Annotated in this window: 14 protein-coding genes and 1 other annotated feature; of the genes, 2 read left to right on the forward strand and 12 right to left on the reverse strand. The window is 29.1% G+C overall.

Annotated elements, in window-relative coordinates; genetic code table 11:
• Positions 1–30: 30 nt before the first annotated feature.
• Complete coding sequence (locus HF520_RS11340; RefSeq protein ID WP_168574136.1) at positions 31–231, forward strand: hypothetical protein; 201 nt, start codon at positions 31–33, stop codon at positions 229–231.
• A 2-nt stretch (positions 232–233) separates the two neighbouring features.
• Here the strand turns inward: HF520_RS11340 and HF520_RS11345 are convergent, their stop codons facing one another.
• The 4 genes from HF520_RS11345 to HF520_RS11360 form a co-directional block, all read right to left on the reverse strand.
• Entirely contained in the window at positions 234–1,157 is a 924-nt protein-coding gene (locus tag HF520_RS11345) for a hypothetical protein (protein WP_168574137.1), read from the reverse strand.
• 260 nt (positions 1,158–1,417) lie between these two features.
• Positions 1,418–3,118 carry an arginine--tRNA ligase gene (gene argS / locus HF520_RS11350; RefSeq protein WP_168574138.1) on the reverse strand — a complete coding sequence of 567 codons (1,701 nt, stop codon included), beginning with the start codon at positions 3,116–3,118 and terminating at the stop codon, positions 1,418–1,420.
• 74 nt (positions 3,119–3,192) lie between these two features.
• Positions 3,193–3,630 carry a DUF523 domain-containing protein gene (locus tag HF520_RS11355; protein ID WP_168574139.1) on the reverse strand — a complete coding sequence of 146 codons (438 nt, stop codon included), beginning with the start codon at positions 3,628–3,630 and terminating at the stop codon, positions 3,193–3,195.
• Positions 3,631–3,648: 18 nt separating this feature from the next.
• On the reverse strand, positions 3,649–6,027 hold the full coding sequence (locus HF520_RS11360; protein WP_168574140.1) for an endonuclease MutS2: 2,379 nt from the start codon (positions 6,025–6,027) through the stop codon (positions 3,649–3,651).
• A 177-nt stretch (positions 6,028–6,204) separates the two neighbouring features.
• Here HF520_RS11360 and HF520_RS11365 point away from each other — a divergent pair, with 177 nt between their 5' ends.
• A complete protein-coding gene (locus tag HF520_RS11365; protein ID WP_168574141.1) occupies positions 6,205–7,650 on the forward strand; it encodes an aminoacyl-histidine dipeptidase in 1,446 nt (481 codons plus the stop codon).
• Between the two features lie 166 nt (positions 7,651–7,816).
• On the opposite strand, the gene HF520_RS11370 is transcribed toward HF520_RS11365, so the two are convergent.
• The 8 genes from HF520_RS11370 to HF520_RS11405 all read right to left on the reverse strand — a co-directional run bounded on the left by HF520_RS11370 (position 7,817) and on the right by HF520_RS11405 (position 18,227).
• On the reverse strand, positions 7,817–8,206 hold the full coding sequence (locus HF520_RS11370; protein WP_168574142.1) for a hypothetical protein: 390 nt from the start codon (positions 8,204–8,206) through the stop codon (positions 7,817–7,819).
• A 4-nt stretch (positions 8,207–8,210) separates the two neighbouring features.
• Positions 8,211–10,622 (reverse strand): U32 family peptidase, encoded by a 2,412-nt coding sequence (locus HF520_RS11375; RefSeq protein WP_168574143.1) that lies wholly within the window; start codon positions 10,620–10,622, stop codon positions 8,211–8,213.
• Positions 10,623–10,930: 308 nt separating this feature from the next.
• On the reverse strand, positions 10,931–11,551 hold the full coding sequence (zapA, locus tag HF520_RS11380; RefSeq protein ID WP_168574144.1) for a cell division protein ZapA: 621 nt from the start codon (positions 11,549–11,551) through the stop codon (positions 10,931–10,933).
• Between the two features lie 24 nt (positions 11,552–11,575).
• Positions 11,576–13,966 (reverse strand): phenylalanine--tRNA ligase subunit beta, encoded by a 2,391-nt coding sequence (gene pheT, locus HF520_RS11385; RefSeq protein WP_168574145.1) that lies wholly within the window; start codon positions 13,964–13,966, stop codon positions 11,576–11,578.
• 16 nt (positions 13,967–13,982) lie between these two features.
• Positions 13,983–15,002 carry a phenylalanine--tRNA ligase subunit alpha gene (gene pheS / locus HF520_RS11390; protein ID WP_168574146.1) on the reverse strand — a complete coding sequence of 340 codons (1,020 nt, stop codon included), beginning with the start codon at positions 15,000–15,002 and terminating at the stop codon, positions 13,983–13,985.
• Between the two features lie 55 nt (positions 15,003–15,057).
• Positions 15,058–15,287: a binding site (T-box leader), on the reverse strand.
• Positions 15,288–15,350: 63 nt separating this feature from the next.
• Positions 15,351–16,148 carry a TrmH family RNA methyltransferase gene (locus HF520_RS11395; RefSeq protein ID WP_168574147.1) on the reverse strand — a complete coding sequence of 266 codons (798 nt, stop codon included), beginning with the start codon at positions 16,146–16,148 and terminating at the stop codon, positions 15,351–15,353.
• A gap of 5 nt (positions 16,149–16,153) precedes the next feature.
• Positions 16,154–16,825 (reverse strand): potassium channel family protein, encoded by a 672-nt coding sequence (locus HF520_RS11400; RefSeq protein ID WP_168574148.1) that lies wholly within the window; start codon positions 16,823–16,825, stop codon positions 16,154–16,156.
• A gap of 25 nt (positions 16,826–16,850) precedes the next feature.
• Positions 16,851–18,227, reverse strand: coding sequence for a TrkH family potassium uptake protein (locus HF520_RS11405; protein ID WP_243155147.1), 1,377 nt, complete (start codon positions 18,225–18,227; stop codon positions 16,851–16,853).
• Positions 18,228–18,464: the final 237 nt, after the last annotated feature.

Here is an 18,464-nt window from a genome sequence, read left to right on the forward strand (position 1 = left end):
ATTACTATATTTTAAGAAAGGAAGTTTATCATGGAATTAATTGACCAAGTATCTATCAATTCATTATCAAAAAGAGATTTATTACTTATAATAAAAGCATTAGAGTTTACTAATGAAAATACAAATCTTAATGATTTTATTGAACTTAGAAATAGTATAGTAAAAGAATTATGCTTCTTAACTAATACTACAGAAGAATCTTTTATAAACTATCTAGAAACTAATAATTAAATTTAAGATTTTCTAAATTTTAATACATAGATTCCAGATTTTGATTTAATTTTTATACTAAGTATATTTTCGCTAAATTCTTTTGAAATTACTTTTATTTGATTAAATATAGGGTCTGTATAAATCTCTCCCTCAACCAACTTAATTAAAGCTCTAGGGTCTGATTTACTATTATAGATTTTTTTATTTATTCTATATAGTCTTAATTTAGTGACATATTCAGACATTGATGTAATAAAATCTATATTCTCTATATTTAGGTTGATCTCATCTCCTAAAATAGATAATATAGATTTTTTTATACTACTAATACCATCATTATTAACATATCTATCTTCAATATAAATATCATATAATATATTTAATATTGTTGGAATTACTTTGTTATCATCATAATCTTCACATTTTCCATCTATAAACTTGTCTATAATTTGTAAAGTATTAATCCTACTCATTTGAAATTTAATCATTTGAGGTTTATCTAAATCTATAGTTAATCCTATTATTCTATCTTTTATTCCTTGTAATAAATCTTCATAACTAATATTTTTATTTTCTATTAAACTATGTATAATGCTATTGTACACAACTGAACCCAATATAAAGTCAAATATCTTATCTTCTTTTTTAAAATACTTAGCATATTTTTGAATTAAAGAAATAGCTTCATCTTGAGATCTATCAATATTTGTATTCGCAAGTACTACAGGAAGTATTAAGTTTAAAATAGAATTATATGAAGGTATCTCTCCATAAAACCTATAATATATTAACTCATCCTTTAAACGATTACTATCTACAAATACAAATCTATTCTTTCCATCATCAACTAAACACTTAGTATTTACAATAATCAAATCTTTAAGATTCTTATCATCTATATCAAAAGCTGACATATAACTTTTCTTAATTACATTATCTTTCATTAATATTACACTCCTTGTAATACTGTCTAATAACTATTTTTATCAACAATTATTTATAATATACCTATTCATAATGCTATTAAATAAACCTTTAGTATACTCTTCAACTATTGCTGGTATATATTTTAGGTTTTATAACGTAGCGAAGGGCTGATATAAATATTTTCAATGCCATTTGCAACATTTTTTAGCTGCATGCCTTAAAAGTATTATATCAGCCCAAACGCCCTTTGTTATAATCTATATCCTAAAACTTCTAATTACATTCTTTCTGGTGCTTGCATTCCTAATAATTTAAGTCCATTTTCTAAAGTTTGTCTAGTTGCTGCAACTAAAGCAAGTCTAGCTTTTCTAACATTAACATCATCTACTAATATTGGATTATCATGATAGAACTTATTAAACGCTTGAGCTAAATCTAGAACAAATCTAGTTACTATATGTGGCTCATTTCTGTTCATAGCAGATACTATGCTCTTGTTAAATGAAGCAATAGTCTTTAATACTTCAACACTATCTTCATTAGTTAATAAGCTATAATCTATATCTGAAGTAACTTCTTCGTTAGCTTTTCTTAAAACTGCACAACATCTAGCGTGTGTGTATTGAACATATGGTCCAGTTTCTCCTTCAAAGCTTAACGTTCTTTCCCATGAGAAAGTATAGTCTTTTATTCTACTGTTAGATAACTCTTGGAACACTACTGCTCCTACCCCAACTTGCTTAGCTATTTCATCAACATTTTTAGCATTTGGGTTTTTAGATAACATAGTTTCCTTTGTCTTTTCTATAGCTTGTCTTAAAACATCTTCTAAGAATACTACTCTACCTTTTCTTGTAGACATTGTTCCTTCTTCTAATGCTACCATTCCAAATTGAACGTGAATTAAATCTTTAGCCCACTCATAACCTACAAGTTCTAAAACTTTAAATAATTGTTGGAAATGTAATGCTTGTTGAGAACCAACTACATATATACACTTATCAAAATCATAAGTATTTTTTCTATATACAGCAGCAGCTAAATCTCTTGTCATATATAAAGTAGATCCATCATTCTTAGTTATAAGAGCTGGTGGCATATTATACTCTTCTAACTCAACAACATTTGTACCTTTAGATTCTTTTAGTAATCCTTTTTCTTTTATAGTTTCTATTACAGAATCCATCTTATCAGAGTAGAAGCTTTCTCCATTATAAGAATCAAACTCTATATCTAATAAGTCATAAACCCTAGCAAATTCTTTTAAACTTTCATCTCTGAACCATTGCCATAATTCTTTAGCTTCTGGATCTCCGTTCTCTAGCTTAGTAAACCAAGCTCTAGCTTCATCTTCCATTTCTGGTTTTTCTTCTGCCTCATCATGGAATCTTATATATAACTTTAATAATTCTGGTATTGGATTTGCCTCTACCGCATCTTTATCTCCCCATAACTTAAATGCTACTATAAGCTTTCCGAACTGAGTTCCATAGTCACCTAAGTGGTTTATTCTTACAGTATCATATCCTTGTGAATCATATATTTTATATAAGGCATTACCTATAACAGTAGTTCTTATATGTCCTATATGGAATGGTTTTGCTATATTAGGAGATGAAAAATCTATTACTACAGTTTTACCTTCACCTAATTTTGATTTTCCGTATGCATCCTTTTGAGTTAATACATCATTTATAACATTTGTAGCTAACTGAGATTTGTTAACAAAGAAGTTTACATATCCGCCCATTGGCATAACCTTTGCTATATCACCTTTAGCTTCTATATTTTCTGCTAAATCAGCCGCTATCATATTAGGAGCTTTTCTAAATACTTTTGCCAATTTAAAACATGGAAATGCATAATCACCCATATCTTTATTTGGTGGTATTTCTATAAGTCCTAATATTTCTTCTAAAGATAATTCTTCAATTTTCTCTTTAAGTAAATTTCCTATTGCTACCTTGAAATCTTGCATGTCGTTGCTCCTCTCTCTTTCTCTTATCTTATTATGGTAAATCAAATTTCGAGTTTTTTCAAGATGTTTACCTATTATAGTTCTTTTTCACTAAGTACCTTTATATTATTTTTTCTTAATAATGATGTTGTAACTCCCTCACCAGGAATTTTTCTCCCGCTAAAACTACCATCATATATGTATGTCGAACCACAAGAAGGACTTCCATCCTTCATTATGGCTTTTTTGCAGTTATATAATTGAGCAATTTTCAATGTTTCATTAGCTCCTTTTAAAAAGTTTTCAGTAACGTCTTTTCCTTTATTGCTCATAAGTTTGTATTCTTTAATATCTTTTTCTTTAGATAAAACAATTTCTGAAGGATCTCTAGGTGTACTTAGTCCTCCTAACTGTTCTGGGCATACAATCACAAATTCTTTTCCTTTTAAATATTCTCTAACTTTAGAGTTTTCATTATTAGAATTGTTATATTTACAATTTATGCCTAATAAGCATGCTGATACTAATATCATAATATTGACCTCTTTAATTTATTTTAGAACTGCTATAGTTACACCTGCTCCACCTTCACCATACTGACCTGGTCTTTGAGATTTAACATGTTTATTTTTCTTAAGAACTTCTTGTAATCCTGATTTAAGTACCCCTGTACCTATACCATGTATTATTGTAACATATTCTAAACCTGCTACACAGGCATCATCTAAATATTTATCTACTTCCATTATTGCTTCTTCTAATGTCATACCACGAAGATCAATTTCACTTTTAACTCTTCCTGATTTTGATTTTATTATATTTCTAGTTCCTTTTGTTACAGTAGTTTTAGCTTCTGATTTTGCTTTTTGTAATGATTTAAATGGTAAAGTCATTTTCATTATACCAATTTGAACCACAGCTTCTTTTTTCTTCTCATCTACCGATATTACGCTACCATTTTGATTTAAAGTTATTACTTTAACCTCATCTCCAGGCTTTAAGTTTTTAATTTCTTTACTTGCTACCTTAGGAACAATCATACTCTCAACTGTTGGCTGTAGTGCCCCCATAGAGTTTGTTAGCTCTTTTCTAAGAGCTTCAATCTTACGATTTTTTTCTTTAGAAGCCATTTCAGCTTCCATAGCTCTAAGCTCTTTAATTATATTATCAACTTCTTCTTTAGCACCTCTAGTTATTCTAAATGCTTCAGATTTAGCTTGTTCTATCATCTTTTCTCTTTGATTTATAATCTTTTCTAATCTTTCATCATACTCTTGCTTAATTTTCTCAATTTCAGACTTTAATCTTTCAGCTTCTTCTCTTTCTTCTATTGCTTTAAGTCTACTTTTTTCAGCCTCTTGAAGAACATCCTCTAACTCTATATTGCTATCATCTATAAAATCTCTAGCTCTTGATATTATGTAGTCACTTAAGCCTAATTTTTTAGATATCTCAAAGGCATTTGATTTTCCAGGTATACCCATAAGTAATCTATATGTAGGACTTAGTGTTTCTACATCAAACTCGACAGCCGCATTTTCTACTCCATCTTTTGTTAATGCATAGTTTTTAAGCTCTGTGTAGTGAGTTGTAGCTATACAAGTTGCTCCTGCCATCTTTACATCTTCAAGTATTGAAACAGCTAAAGCAGCACCCTCCATTGGGTCAGTTCCAGCTCCTAATTCATCAAATATAACTAATGAATTTTCTGTTATCTCCTTCAATATTGATACTATATTTGTCATATGAGATGAGAATGTAGATAAACTTTGCTCTATACTTTGTTCATCACCAATATCAGCAAATACATTATCAAATACACACATACTACTTCCATAGTTAGCTGGTATATGAAGTCCACTTTGAGTCATTAAAGCAAATAATCCTACTGTTTTTATAGTTACAGTTTTACCACCTGTATTCGGACCTGTTATAAGTAATGTATGGAATTCTCTTCCTAGATATATATCATTAGATACAACAGTATCTGCATCTAAAAGTGGATGTCTTCCAGCCTTTATATTTATAAACTTGTCTTCATTTAATTGCGGCTCAACTGCCTTCATTGATATAGATAGTTTACCCTTCGCAAAAGCAAAGTCTAGCTTACCTAATATCTCTTGATTAGCAATTAATTCTTGACTTATCTCTCCTACTAAAGCTGATAATTCCGATAAGATTCTTTCTATTTCTTCTTGTTCTTGTAATCTTAATTGTCTCAGTTCATTATTCATATCAACTATACTCATAGGCTCTATAAATAGTGTAGCTCCTGATGATGACTGGTCATGAATAATTCCAGAAACATAAGATCTATATTCAGCTTTAACAGGCACAACAAATCTATCTCCTCTAACAGAAATGATTGCATCTTGTAGATATTTTTGATATGTAGTTGATGTAATGATAGAGTTAAGCTTAGATCTTATTGATTGATTTTTTTGAACTATCCTTCTTCTAATACTTCTAAGCTCTGTTGATGCATTATCAGATATCTCTAATTCACTGATTATTGCATTATATATTTTATCTTCTACATCCCTATATGCGTATAATGAATTAGATAATCCTTGGATTATTGGATAATTAAATTCTTCTTCATCACTACCACATAAGTTGTTTTTTAAAGTTCTTGCAACTCTTAATGTATCAGCTATCTTGATTAAGCTGCCTGGATCTAATGATGCTCCAATCTCAGCCCTTTTAGCTTTATCTTCTATATCATGTATACCATTTAAGGCTATTCCTCCTCTTTTTAAAAGGATTCCTTGAGCTTGGCTAGTTTCTTCTAACATATACTTAACTTCTTCATATTCTGAACTAGGAGTTAAGTCATTTATATATTTTAAACCTAAAGAAGATGAAACTTTCGTCTTTAATATATCAACAATCTTGTTAAATTCTAAAACTCTTAGTGATTTACTGTTCATACTTCCTCCTTTATTCGCATTTTATTATATTGTTTATTTTATGTATATTTGTATTATACTATTTATATAGCTATTTATATATTATACATAAACATGTATTATTTGTAGCGTATTTTTTTAATTATTAACCTAAAATCAATGTTTTAAAACAAATTTATATTAAAGGAGATTCTACTAATGAAAAGAGTTTTACAAGATTTAAAACCTCAATCAGTATTTAAATATTTTGAAGAAATATCTCAAATACCTAGAGGCTCTGGTAATGAAAAGGAAATAAGTAATTATTTAAAAAAATTTGGTGAAGATTTAGGTCTAGAGACAATACAAGATGAATATTTAAATATTATAATAAGAAAACCTGCAACTAAAGGTTATGAAAATGCTCCTTGTGTTATGATTCAAGGACATATGGATATGGTTTGCGAAAAAAATAAAGATACAGATCACGATTTTACAAAAGATCCTTTAAAACTAAGAGTTGAAGATGGAATGATATATGCTACAGGTACTACTTTAGGTGCTGACAATGGTATAGCTGTTGCTATGGGTATGGCTATACTTTCGGATAATAGCATAGAACATCCTGAAATAGAATTTTTAGTTACTGTGGATGAAGAAGCTGGTATGAGTGGTGCTATGAACTTAGATGGTTCTCAATTAAAAGCTAAATACATATTAAACTTAGATTCTGAGGAAGAAGGATATATATTAGTAAGCTGTGCTGGAGGTGCTACTGCTAAATCTACTTTACCAATAGAATATACAAATATCTCTGGTGATAAAGTTGGTTTAGCTATAGATATAAAAGGACTTCTTGGTGGTCACTCTGGGATGGATATAATAAAACAAAGAGGTAACTCTAATAAGTTACTAGGTAGATTATTAAACTTATTAAGTATCGACTATGATTTAGCTAAAGTTAGTGGAGGTTCAAAAAATAATGCTATACCTCGTGAGTCAGAGTGTATAATAGCTGTTAATAAAAACTCAGTTGATGAAGTCAAAAAACAAATTTCTGATATAGAAAAAATATTTAAAAATGAACTTAAAACTTCTGATCCAGGACTTGTTATTGAAGTTTCTGAGGCTCATGTAGAAAAAGTATTTACTCCAGAATTTAAAGATAAAGTCATTAAAATGTATAATTTAATGCCTAATGGGGTTCAAACTATGAGTATGGATATAGAAGGTCTTGTAGAAAGTTCTACTAACTTAGGTGTTGTTGTTAATAGCGATAATGATATATTATTTGAAAGTGCTGTTAGAAGTTCTGTTAGTACTTTAAAAGATGATATTTTAAATAGAATGGATCTATTAACACAATCTTTAAAAGGAGATTTCAAAGTTGAGAGTTCCTATCCTGCTTGGGAATATGCTAAAGGTTCTAAACTTGAAGAAATATGTATTGAAGCTTATGAAAAATTAACTGGTAAAAAGCCTACTATAATGGCTTTACATGCTGGTCTTGAATGTGGATTATTATTAAGCAAAATGAACGGAGCTGAAGCTATATCATTCGGTCCAGATATGTTTGATGTTCATACTCCTAATGAGCATCTTGATGTAAAATCTACTGAAAATACTTGGGATTATTTATTAACAATTTTAAAATCAATTCATTAATAGCTTAAGCTAATATACTTCTATATAATAAAGAGGTATGAATGTAAACCTTTAAAATGCAGTAATATCTACTGTATTTGTTAATAAGTTTACTATCATACCTTTTCTCTTATTTTAAATATGTTAGTAAGTTAATTAAATAATTTCTTATTTTATAAGTATGAAGTTATTCTTCACTTAACTCACCTGTATATTTGTTTATTTTGTGGATACCTATATTAATTATATGGTTTCCATCTTCGTCTAACTCTAGTTCTTCTGTTGATAACTCTTCATCAGTGTGAGTATGTTCTTCTTGACTACCTAAATTTACCTTAACTTCAACTGAGTAATAATCGCCATCATCTTTTACATCGTCTTCAGTATTCACTACATTCTCACCAAATTCTGATTTTAATACTTTTAATACACTAGATTTTGAAATTGGATTTAAATCTTCAGCCTTTTTTTCTGTAAAATCTATGCTGCCTTTATCTTTTGAGTCTAAATTTTTTAATATTATCGTTGAAATTAATGCTATTACTAATATTGTTATTAATATTAAAATTTTTTTCATACCTTTATTCTACACCTTTATAATAATGCGCTGATGTCGTTCCTTTCTCGTCTAAATAATTATATAGTTTAGCAGCTTTAGAACCTAATCTATAATTATTATTTATAACTTCTATATGGGCCTCTATTATGTCTTTGACCATTTTTCCATCTTCATGTGTAAAGTCTAACCTAAATACATCTATGCCAGATTTTCTTATTTCCTCTAAATTGTCTAACATGCAAGTTACATTTGAATTATATATTGTGCTTCTACAGAATATATCTTGAGATATTCTAAACATATCTCCTTTGAAACTTTTTAAAGCATATATACTCTGATTACATTTAGCTGCTCTTTTATCTTTCTTACAATCACGAACTAATACTCCCATAGGACAGTATTCCGTAACCATCATAGTTGCATATCCATATACTACACCTTCTATTTCCATATCTGTGTACTGTAAAGTTTCTTTTATTTCTTGTAAATTAAGCTCTTGTGAGATACATAGTGATTTTACTCCCTCATTTTTAAAATGATTTATAGTTTCACTATTAAATGCATTTAAGAAATAATCTATACTTATACTTTTTCCTTTGAAATAATCCATACCACCTAAAGTACCTACTTGCACATCTTTTATATTTAACTTATTAGCCTTTTCTAAACTTTTATATTCTCTATTTCTTATTATTCTCGGTGATGAGTATATAACTTTTTTATCGTATTTTAATCCCATTTCTAATGCTTTTTCTAATGTGATTATATCTTCATAATAAATTGCATCTATATCACATTCTAATGCAACCTGTAATTGATCTAAATTTTTTACTTTAACTCTTATCTTTTCTTCTCGATTCTTTTTAAACTTAGTAGGATTATAAGATACCTTACTCGATTTATAGTTTCTATTTTTTACTTTTACTCTTTCTTCATTTAATAACTCTATACAATCTCTTCTCATTTGATTAAGAATGCTTATTGGTAAACTTACGCCTTCATCAAGTATTATTGATATTTTATTTAATTCATATGGTGTGTTTCCTAGCTTTTGAATCTGTGATTCAACTTTTTCTTTACTTAAAGCTACTTTTAATGCTTCTTCAACTATCTTATCACCTTCTACTGACGCCTTATTTCCTTTTGTATCTCTTAATGTCAATAAGGGTTTTTGTCCTAATTTTATAATTAATTCTGCATCTATATAGCTTTTCACTAGTTCCTTATCCTGTTGGAACGTACTCTGAACTCTGTCCATAAGTTCACTATCTGATGTTTTAAATACTACTTGATGCCTTCTAGCTTCTCCTACGAAATCTAACTCTATAATATCTCCTTTATGAGCTATTGTAGTTATTTCTCCATTTTTTATAATTCTTCCGATAGTACCACCACCTAAGTTTATACCATCGCCCTTTTTAAGAGTATTTTCTAATTTTATTTTTAGTCTTTTAGCTTTTTTATTAAAGTCTAAAACTTTACCTACGTATAAGCCTTGATTATTTGGAATTTCAGAATTCATTACATCCTTTCCTACTTCCCCTAGTATAAGACCCTTCGTAAACTTTCTATTAAAAATAGTGTATAAATCACTTATAGTTTCATCAGAAACATTTACCTCATGTTTTTTAAGATAATTGTCTATAGTTTTTCTGTAACTATCTATTACCGTTGCAACGTATTCTGGTCTTTTCATTCTTCCTTCTATTTTTAGTGAATGAACACCCGCATCAATTATTCTATCTATTTCTTCAATTGTATTTAAATCTCTTGGGCTTAATAAATAATCTCCGTTGCTATTTATTATTTCTCCTGTATGTATATCAATAAGTTCGTATTTTTGTCTGCATGGCTGAGCACATCTACCTCTGTTTCCTGATCTATTTCCTATCATACTACTCATTAAACATTGACCAGAGTAACATACACATAATGCACCATGTACAAATACTTCTATATCTACATTAGTATTGTCACATATTTCTTTTATTTCATTTACATTTAGCTCTCTTGCTAATACAACTCTATCAAATCCAGCATTTTCAAGATACTTAACGTCTTCTAATGAATGTGCTACCATTTGAGTACTCGCATGAAGTTCAAAGTCTGGTAATAATTTTTTTATTAACTTAGCTATACCTATATCTTGAAGTATTATAGCATCAACATCTATATCATATAAAAATTTTGCATATTCTACAAAGCTTTCTATTTCATCTTGCTTAATTAAAGTATTTGCTGTTACAAAAACTTGTACATCTCTAATATGCGCATATTTAACAGCTTCTTTCAATTCATCTCTATCAAAGTTATTAGCCGATGCTCTTGCACTAAAATCTTTGCCTCCTAGATATACTGCATTTGCTCCATTTTGAACTGCTGCTTTTAATGCTTCAAAAGAACCGACAGGTGCTAGTAATTCTATGTCTTTCATTTTTTTATCTCCCTTCAAGGAATTTTTATAATATATAGTATACTCTATTATCTTATATTTTAAGTATTTAGTCCAATCAATTTATATACCCATTTAAGTCGATATTTAAAAACATAAAAAATTCGCTTTGCTCATGTCGCCAACGGCCCTGCCCGTTGCTCAAAATCTTTTTTATGCTCACTAAATCGACTAATACTACTTAACTTTAGTAATTATACACGTTATTTATATAATATAATTTCCTTAAGCATAAAAAAGGATGTATCTTAAATGATTTAATCATTTAAGATACATCCCCCTTAGTATTCTTATCTCATTGCTCTTAAATACTTAAGCTCATTTTCTAATTCAGTATATTTCAACTGTAATTTATAAGCTTTATTTTGGAACTCTGAAGATAAACTTTCCGCAATCTTAGCTCTTTCTTCAGCATCTTTTAGTAACTCTTCTAAATCAGTTATCTTTGATTTATAATCTTCTACCTCAGACTGTGATCCTACTGATGACATACTCAAGTTATTTATTTCAGCTTCTTTATTTTCCAACTCTTTAATTTTGTTTTCAAGTGATTTGCTTAATTCTTCGATTTTAGAATTTGCATCAGATATTTCTTTATCTCTGCTATCTAGTTGAAGCTGTAATTTTTTTATTTCTAATTTAAGACCTTCATCAGTATGATCTATTTTTTTTCTTAGTTCATCATTCTCTTTAGCTAAATCACTGCTATAATTATCGCATTCAAATAACTGATCCGTAATATTAATAGCAGTTACTATTCCAGCCATAACTGTACTTAATTTAGGATTACTCTCTATAACTTTTGTCATTTCTTGATCAACATAATTTGCTACTTTAATCATTTCATGAGCAGGCTTATCTCCTACCATAGGATATTCTACGCCCTGAATTTTTACTGTTACCTTGTTCACACTAATCCCCCCTACACAGATGAATTAGTTTGATCTTAAGTTTGCATTTAATTTTTCTGATAATTCTCTTAATATAACGTCATGCACTTTAGCAACATCTTCATCTGTTAATGTTTTTTCTTTACTTCTATAAGTTATAGAATACGCTATAGACTTATGTCCTTCCTCTATTTGTGCACCTTTATATACGTCAAATAATTTATACTCTTCTACAAGTCCAGCTCCATTAGCTTTTATTATATCCTCTATATCTTTTACATATATATCATCTTTAACTATTAAAGCTATATCTCTTGATGTAGATGGGAATTTTGGTAATGGATTATAAACTATATTTGTGCTAGAATTTTCAAATATTACATCAAGGTCTAATTCAGCTATATAAACTCTTTGACCTAGGCTATAATTTTCTATTACATTTGGATGTAATTCTCCAAATGTACCTACGTATATACCATTATACTCTATTTTAGCACATCTTCCTGGATGGAATGTTGAGTTATTTTTTTCTGGTATTATTTCATAATTTTCAAATCCAACATTTTTAGCTATAGTTTCAATTACTCCTTTTAATGCAAAGAAATCTGTTTCTTTTCCATACATACCTATACATACATGGTTATGTTCCTTAGGTAATCCATTTTGTGGAGTAAATGTATGTCCACATTCAAATGCCCATGCTCTATCTACTTTACGAGATATATTTGTGTATAAAACATCAAGCATACTTGGCATCATTGTAGTTCTCATTACTGACGTTTCTTCACCTAATGGATTTATAAGAGTTACAAAGTTTCTCTTTTTATCATCATATGGAAGTTGTATTTTATCTACACCTCTTGGACTTACAAATGAATAAGTTAATATTTCATTTAATCCTATAGAAGTAGCAGTATTTTTTACATTATCCATGAATTTTTGCTTTGCTGTTTTAACTCCTGCAGTGGCATTACCTTCTAATTGAGCTGATGGTATATTTTCAAATCCATAGATTCTAGCTATTTCTTCAAATACATCTGCTTCTTGTTCCATGTCTAATCTAAAGCTTGGAACTTCTATTTCTAATTTATCGCTAGAAACTAAGTTACACTTAAATTCTAATGATTCTAATATTCCTACAAATTGATCCATAGGAATTTCTACACCTAATAGTTTATTTATTCTTTGTGGATTAACAACCAATGTTTTAACTTCCGGCTTAGTTGGATATATATCAACTATCCCTTTATCAACAGTTCCACACCCTAGTATTTCTATTAATTGCGCTGCTCTATTTACAGCTTCTTCTGCAAGATTTGTATCTATTCCTTTTTCATATCTTGATGATGCCTCAGTTCTAAGGCCTAATTTTTTAGAAGTTGCTCTTATATTTTCTGATTTAAAGCTTGCTCCTTCTAATAAAACTTCTGTAGTATTATCATCTATTTCAGAATTAAGTCCACCCATAACACCTGCAAGGGCTAAAGACTTTTCACCATCTGTTATAACTAACATATCTTTATCTAAAGTTCTCTCAATGTTATCTAAAGTAGTGAATTTTTCTCCATCTACTGCATTTTTAACAACTATTTTACCAGTAGTTAATTTACTTAAATCAAATGCATGTAGTGGCTGACCAAGTTCTAGCATTACGTAGTTAGTTATATCTACTATATTATTTATTGGTCTAACACCAGCTTCTATAAGCTTTCTTTGCATCCAGTATGGAGATTGTCCTATTTTTACATTTTTAACTGTTCTTGCGCAGTATCTTCTACAAAGATCTTCATCTTCTATTTTTATATCAAAATTTATATCTTGACCTTCTTCTTTTACATTTATTTCAGGGTATTTTAACTTAGAGTTTATAGTAACTGCTGCTTCTCTAGCTATACCTATCATAGATCTACAGTCTGGTCTATTTGATGTTAATTCAAACTCTATTAAAGCATCATTGATTCCCATTACTTCTTTTACATCTTTTCCTAATTCATAAGAATCTTCATGATCTAATATATATATTCCATTTTTCTTATGTTCAGCTACGAAGTGCTCATCTATTCCTAATTCTTCAGCTGAACACATCATCCCTTCTGAAAGTTCTCCTCTTAATTTACCTTTTTTAATTTTTATTCCTCCAGGTAATTTAGCTCCTATTCTAGCAACTGGTATATAGTCTCCTACAGATACATTTTTTGCTCCAGTTACTACTTGGATAACTTCACTTCCTACATCAACTTTAGTTACAACTAATTTATCAGCATTTGGATGCTGAGTTATTTCTAGTATTTTTCCAACAACAACATTTTCTAACTCTTCTCCATAGAAATCTACTTTTTCTACTTTAGTTCCTGTCATAGTCATTCTATCAGCGAACTCTTTAGTGTCCATATCTATATCAACATAGTCTCTAAGCCATTTTAAAGATACTAACATATTACTTACCTCCTAATTAGAATTGGTTTAAAAATCTCATATCATTTTCGAATAATAATCTTATATCATCTATTTCATATTTAAGCATAGCTATTCTTTCTACACCCATACCAAATGCAAATCCACTGTAAACTTCAGGATCTATTCCACAGTTTCTAAGCACATTTGGATGAACCATACCAGCACCTAATATTTCTATCCATCCTTCTTGTTTACACATTGCACAACCTTCTCCACCACACTTAAAGCATGTAACGTCTACCTCTGCACTTGGCTCTGTGAATGGGAAGTTATGAGGTCTAAACTTAGTCTTAGTTTCCTCTCCGAATAATTTCTTAACGAAATTATCTAATGTTCCTTTAAGTTGTGCCATTGTAACATCTTTACCAACAACTAATCCTTCTATTTGATGGAACATTGGTGAATGTGTAGCATCTGGAGAGTCAAATCTAAAACATCTACCTGGAGATATTACTTTTATAGGTAGCTCTTGACTCTTCATAGTTCTAACTTGAACTGGAGATGTTTGAGTTCTAAGTAATAATTCACTATTTATGTAGAAAGTATCACTCATATCTCTTGATGGATGGTCCTTTGGAGCATTTAATGCATCAAAGTTATTTTCGATTGTTTCAACTTCTGGACCTTCTGCTATTGAAAATCCTAATCCCATGAATATTTCTGATACTTCATCTATTACTTTACTTATAGGATGTTTCTTACCTACTGTAAATACTTTTCCAGGCATAGTAACATCTATAACTTCACTAGCTAATTGCTTTTCTTTTTCTATAGCCTTTATTTCTTCTTTTTTAGTATTTATACCACCTTCAATTGCTTCTCTTACTACGTTAGCAACCTTACCTACTACTGGTCTTTCTTCTGCTGATAATTTACCCATTTCTTTCATGATAGCAGTTAATTGACCTTTTTTTCCAGAGTATTTCACTCTTAAGCTTTCTAATTCTTCTATAGTAGAAGCATCTTTTATTTCATCTAAAGCGATATCTTTCAGATTAAGTAATTTTTCTTGCACTATTATCACCCTTTCACTATTTTCTTATTTAAATATAAAAAACCTTTCATCCCTGTCTAGGGACGAAAGGTTATAATTTCGCGGTACCACCCTAGTAGCTTAGAAATTAAAATTTCTAAACCACCTCGTATAAACTTAACGCGTTTTAACGTCAAAACCTACTATTAATTCAGCTTTAATACTCCAGAGGGAACTTCTTTTAAATTCTTAGAAGGTACTTCCAGCCTAGATACCTATCTCTATGCTAAGTTAATTTAAAATACTTTTCTCTTTCATAGTATTTCAATTATATTTTATTGTTGTATCGATACAATATTATAGCATAATAATATGTATCCTTACAATATTCTATACTAAAGATTTCTTTATTTCATACATTAATATTGCTGAGCTTATTGCTGCATTTAAAGATTCGGCATTACCATATATAGGTATCTTGACTAAAGTATCTGACTCTTTTATTAATTCATCATTTACTCCATTAGCTTCATTTCCTATTACTAAGGCTACTTTATCTTTGTAATTTACTTCATTATAATAATTCTCTGTATTCAAGAAGCTAGATACTATCTCAAAATTATTATTTTTTAAAACTCTAAGTGTATCTTCTTGAGTAGCGTGTATTATATTCATATCAAATATAGATCCCATGGTAGAGCGTATAACTTTTGGATTGTATATATCCACACAACCTTTTAGGTTTATTATAGCATCTACTCCAGCTGCATCTGCTGTTCTAATTATAGTTCCCATATTACCTGGATCTTGAATTCTATCTAGAATTAATACAAACTTATGTGAGTTTTTTATATTATTATCTATATCTCTGTTTTTAAAACCTACTACTGCTAAAATCCCCTGAGTATTTTCTGTATCAATTAACTCTCCAAATATTTTATTTGTAGTTTTGTATATCTTTATATTTTTATTATTAAGTATATTTATAAAATCTAAATGTTCTTTTTTCTTTTCAAAATCTTCATTAATGAACACATAATCTAAGTCTACATTACATTCTATAGCCAAAGTTAGAATTCTATATCCTTCAATAATAAATTTATTTTCTTTATTTCTATTTTTTGTTTTTAATAATGACTTTGTATATTTTACTTTTTCATTATCTTTACTACTTATCATAGTTATCATTATTATTATTTTCTCCTAATTAAATCTTTATTTTCTGAAGCAATTGAACTTATACTACTATTTTGACCAATTACAACTAAAATACTACCTGCATTCAACTCTTCTTGTGGAGAAGGTGTAACATTGATTTTCTTTCCAGATTTTATAGCAAGTACTGTTATTTCATATTTAGCTCTTAAATCCAATTCTATTAAAGTTTTACCTACCCATTTGTTAGGAGTTACGATCTCTACTATTGAATATTCTGGATCTAGTTCAATATGATCTAATATATTATCTGATACTAGATTATGTGCAACCCTTACTCCCATATCTCTCTCTGGGAACACTACTCTGTCTGCACCTATCTTGTAAAGAACCTTCGCTTGTAATTCATCCTTTGCCTTACATACTATATGAGGTACACCCATCTCCTTAGCTATAAGAGTACCCATTATAGATGCTCTTATATCTGATCCTATTGCAACTATAGCAACATCAAAGTTTCCTAATCCTAAAGATCTTAAAGCAGCTTCATCTGTAACATCTACAATTGCAGCATGAGTAACTTTATCTGATATATTTTGTATTATTTCTTCATTTTTATCTATAGCCATAACTTGATGGCCTAATAGATGCATTGTAGTAGCTACTGATGCACCAAATCTTCCACAACCAATAACTATATATTGTTTCATAATATTACCTCTCAATATCTATAATTTATCCTACTATTATTTTTCCTTCAGGGTATCTAACAGGAGGTTTTTTTCTAGCTCCTTTTGAAAGCAATGCAATAAATATAGTTAAGGATCCAACCCTTCCTATAAACATAGCTATCATTACCACAATTTTACCCATAGCTGTTAAATTCGGGCTACCTCCTATACTTGAACCTACTGTAGCTATTGCTGATACTATCTCAAATCCACATTCAACTAAAGTAAATCCTGGATCAGTTAATGATAAGGCTAAAGTTCCTAATACTACAAGAGATACAGCTATAAAAAATATACCTACAGCTTTTGTTATAGTAGATGAACTTATTCTTCTTTCAAACACTTCTATATCTGATTTCCCTGATATAAAGCACTTAACAGTTATCAATAAAGTTGCTAATGTAGTTGTTTTTATACCACTACCGGTTGATGCTGGAGAAGCACCTATAAACATAAGTATCATCATTATAAATAAACTACTTTCATGTAATAAAGGTAAGTCTATTGTATTAAAACCAGCTGTTCTTGCAGCAACTGATTGGAATAATGCTGCTAAGAATTTACCCGGCATACTTAATGTTCCTAATGTATTTTTATTATTAAATTCTACTATAAATATAAGTGTTGTTCCTATCACTATAAGAATACCACTTGTAATTATTACAATTTTCGAGTGCATATTTAATTTTGAAAACTTTTTAGCATTGATCACATCTAGCATTACAGGGAATCCTATACCACCTAATATTATAAGCATCGATATTGTAATAACAATCATAAAATTATCTACATATGATATTAATGATGTAAATGGTCCACTTACAGACCCCATTAAATCAAATCCTGCATTACAAAAGGCTGATATTGCATGGAATATACTATACCATACTCCTCTTCCCAATCCAAATTGTGGGATAAAAGTAAATGATAATAAAATCGCTCCAATTCCCTCTATTAAAAATGTTATTAAAATCACATATCTAGTAAGCTTAACTAATCCAGATAAATCTTTTTGATTTAAAGATTCTTGGATTAATAATCTTTCTCTTAAGTTAATTTTCTTTTTTGTTAATAAAGCAAACATTGTTGCTATGGTCATAAACCCTAGTCCACCGACTTGTATTAGCGTTATAATTATTATTTGCCCCAAATGATTCCAATATGTAGCTGTATCTACTACAACTAATCCTGTAACACATACAGCAGATGTAGCTGTAAATAATGCATTTATAAAACCTACACTCTCTCCACTTTGAGTCACTATAGGTAAATTTAATATAATAGCTCCAAGCAATATTACAGCTGCAAATCCAATTACCATGATCTGAGCTGGATGCATACTATTTATGTAGCTCATAATCTTTTTTAATAAAGATTTCAATTTACTAGACCTCCTTATATACACGGTATTATATATATTTTTTCATTATATTCCAAATTTTAGCATAAATCAATAATAGGAGGATTTTATTAATATCTAAATTCCTTATATACTATTATACACATTTATTTATAATATTCTCTGCCTAAATAGATAAATTTATGTTAAATATATGTTATATCTAAATTCATAATAATATATAAAAAAACGGTAAACTATTAAAGTTTACCGCTTTTT

This window comes from Romboutsia sp. CE17 (assembly GCF_012317385.1).
In the GTDB taxonomy this organism is placed as follows: Bacteria; Bacillota; Clostridia; order Peptostreptococcales; family Peptostreptococcaceae; genus Romboutsia_E.

What these genes read in the sequence shown, in the direction of transcription:
- HF520_RS11345 (WP_168574137.1), bottom strand. Translation starts at nt 1,157, where the DNA reads ATGAAAGATAATGTAATTAAGAAAAGTTATATGTCAGCTTTTGATATA.
- pheT (WP_168574145.1), bottom strand. Translation starts at nt 13,966, where the DNA reads ATGTTAGTATCTTTAAAATGGCTTAGAGACTATGTTGATATAGATATG.
- HF520_RS11395 (WP_168574147.1), bottom strand. Translation starts at nt 16,148, where the DNA reads ATGATAACTATGATAAGTAGTAAAGATAATGAAAAAGTAAAATATACA.
- HF520_RS11375 (WP_168574143.1), bottom strand. Translation starts at nt 10,622, where the DNA reads ATGAAAGACATAGAATTACTAGCACCTGTCGGTTCTTTTGAAGCATTA.
- HF520_RS11400 (WP_168574148.1), bottom strand. Translation starts at nt 16,825, where the DNA reads ATGAAACAATATATAGTTATTGGTTGTGGAAGATTTGGTGCATCAGTA.
- HF520_RS11360 (WP_168574140.1), bottom strand. Translation starts at nt 6,027, where the DNA reads ATGAACAGTAAATCACTAAGAGTTTTAGAATTTAACAAGATTGTTGAT.
- argS (WP_168574138.1), bottom strand. Translation starts at nt 3,118, where the DNA reads ATGCAAGATTTCAAGGTAGCAATAGGAAATTTACTTAAAGAGAAAATT.
- HF520_RS11355 (WP_168574139.1), bottom strand. Translation starts at nt 3,630, where the DNA reads ATGATATTAGTATCAGCATGCTTATTAGGCATAAATTGTAAATATAAC.
- HF520_RS11340 (WP_168574136.1), top strand. Translation starts at nt 31, where the DNA reads ATGGAATTAATTGACCAAGTATCTATCAATTCATTATCAAAAAGAGAT.
- HF520_RS11365 (WP_168574141.1), top strand. Translation starts at nt 6,205, where the DNA reads ATGAAAAGAGTTTTACAAGATTTAAAACCTCAATCAGTATTTAAATAT.
- HF520_RS11370 (WP_168574142.1), bottom strand. Translation starts at nt 8,206, where the DNA reads ATGAAAAAAATTTTAATATTAATAACAATATTAGTAATAGCATTAATT.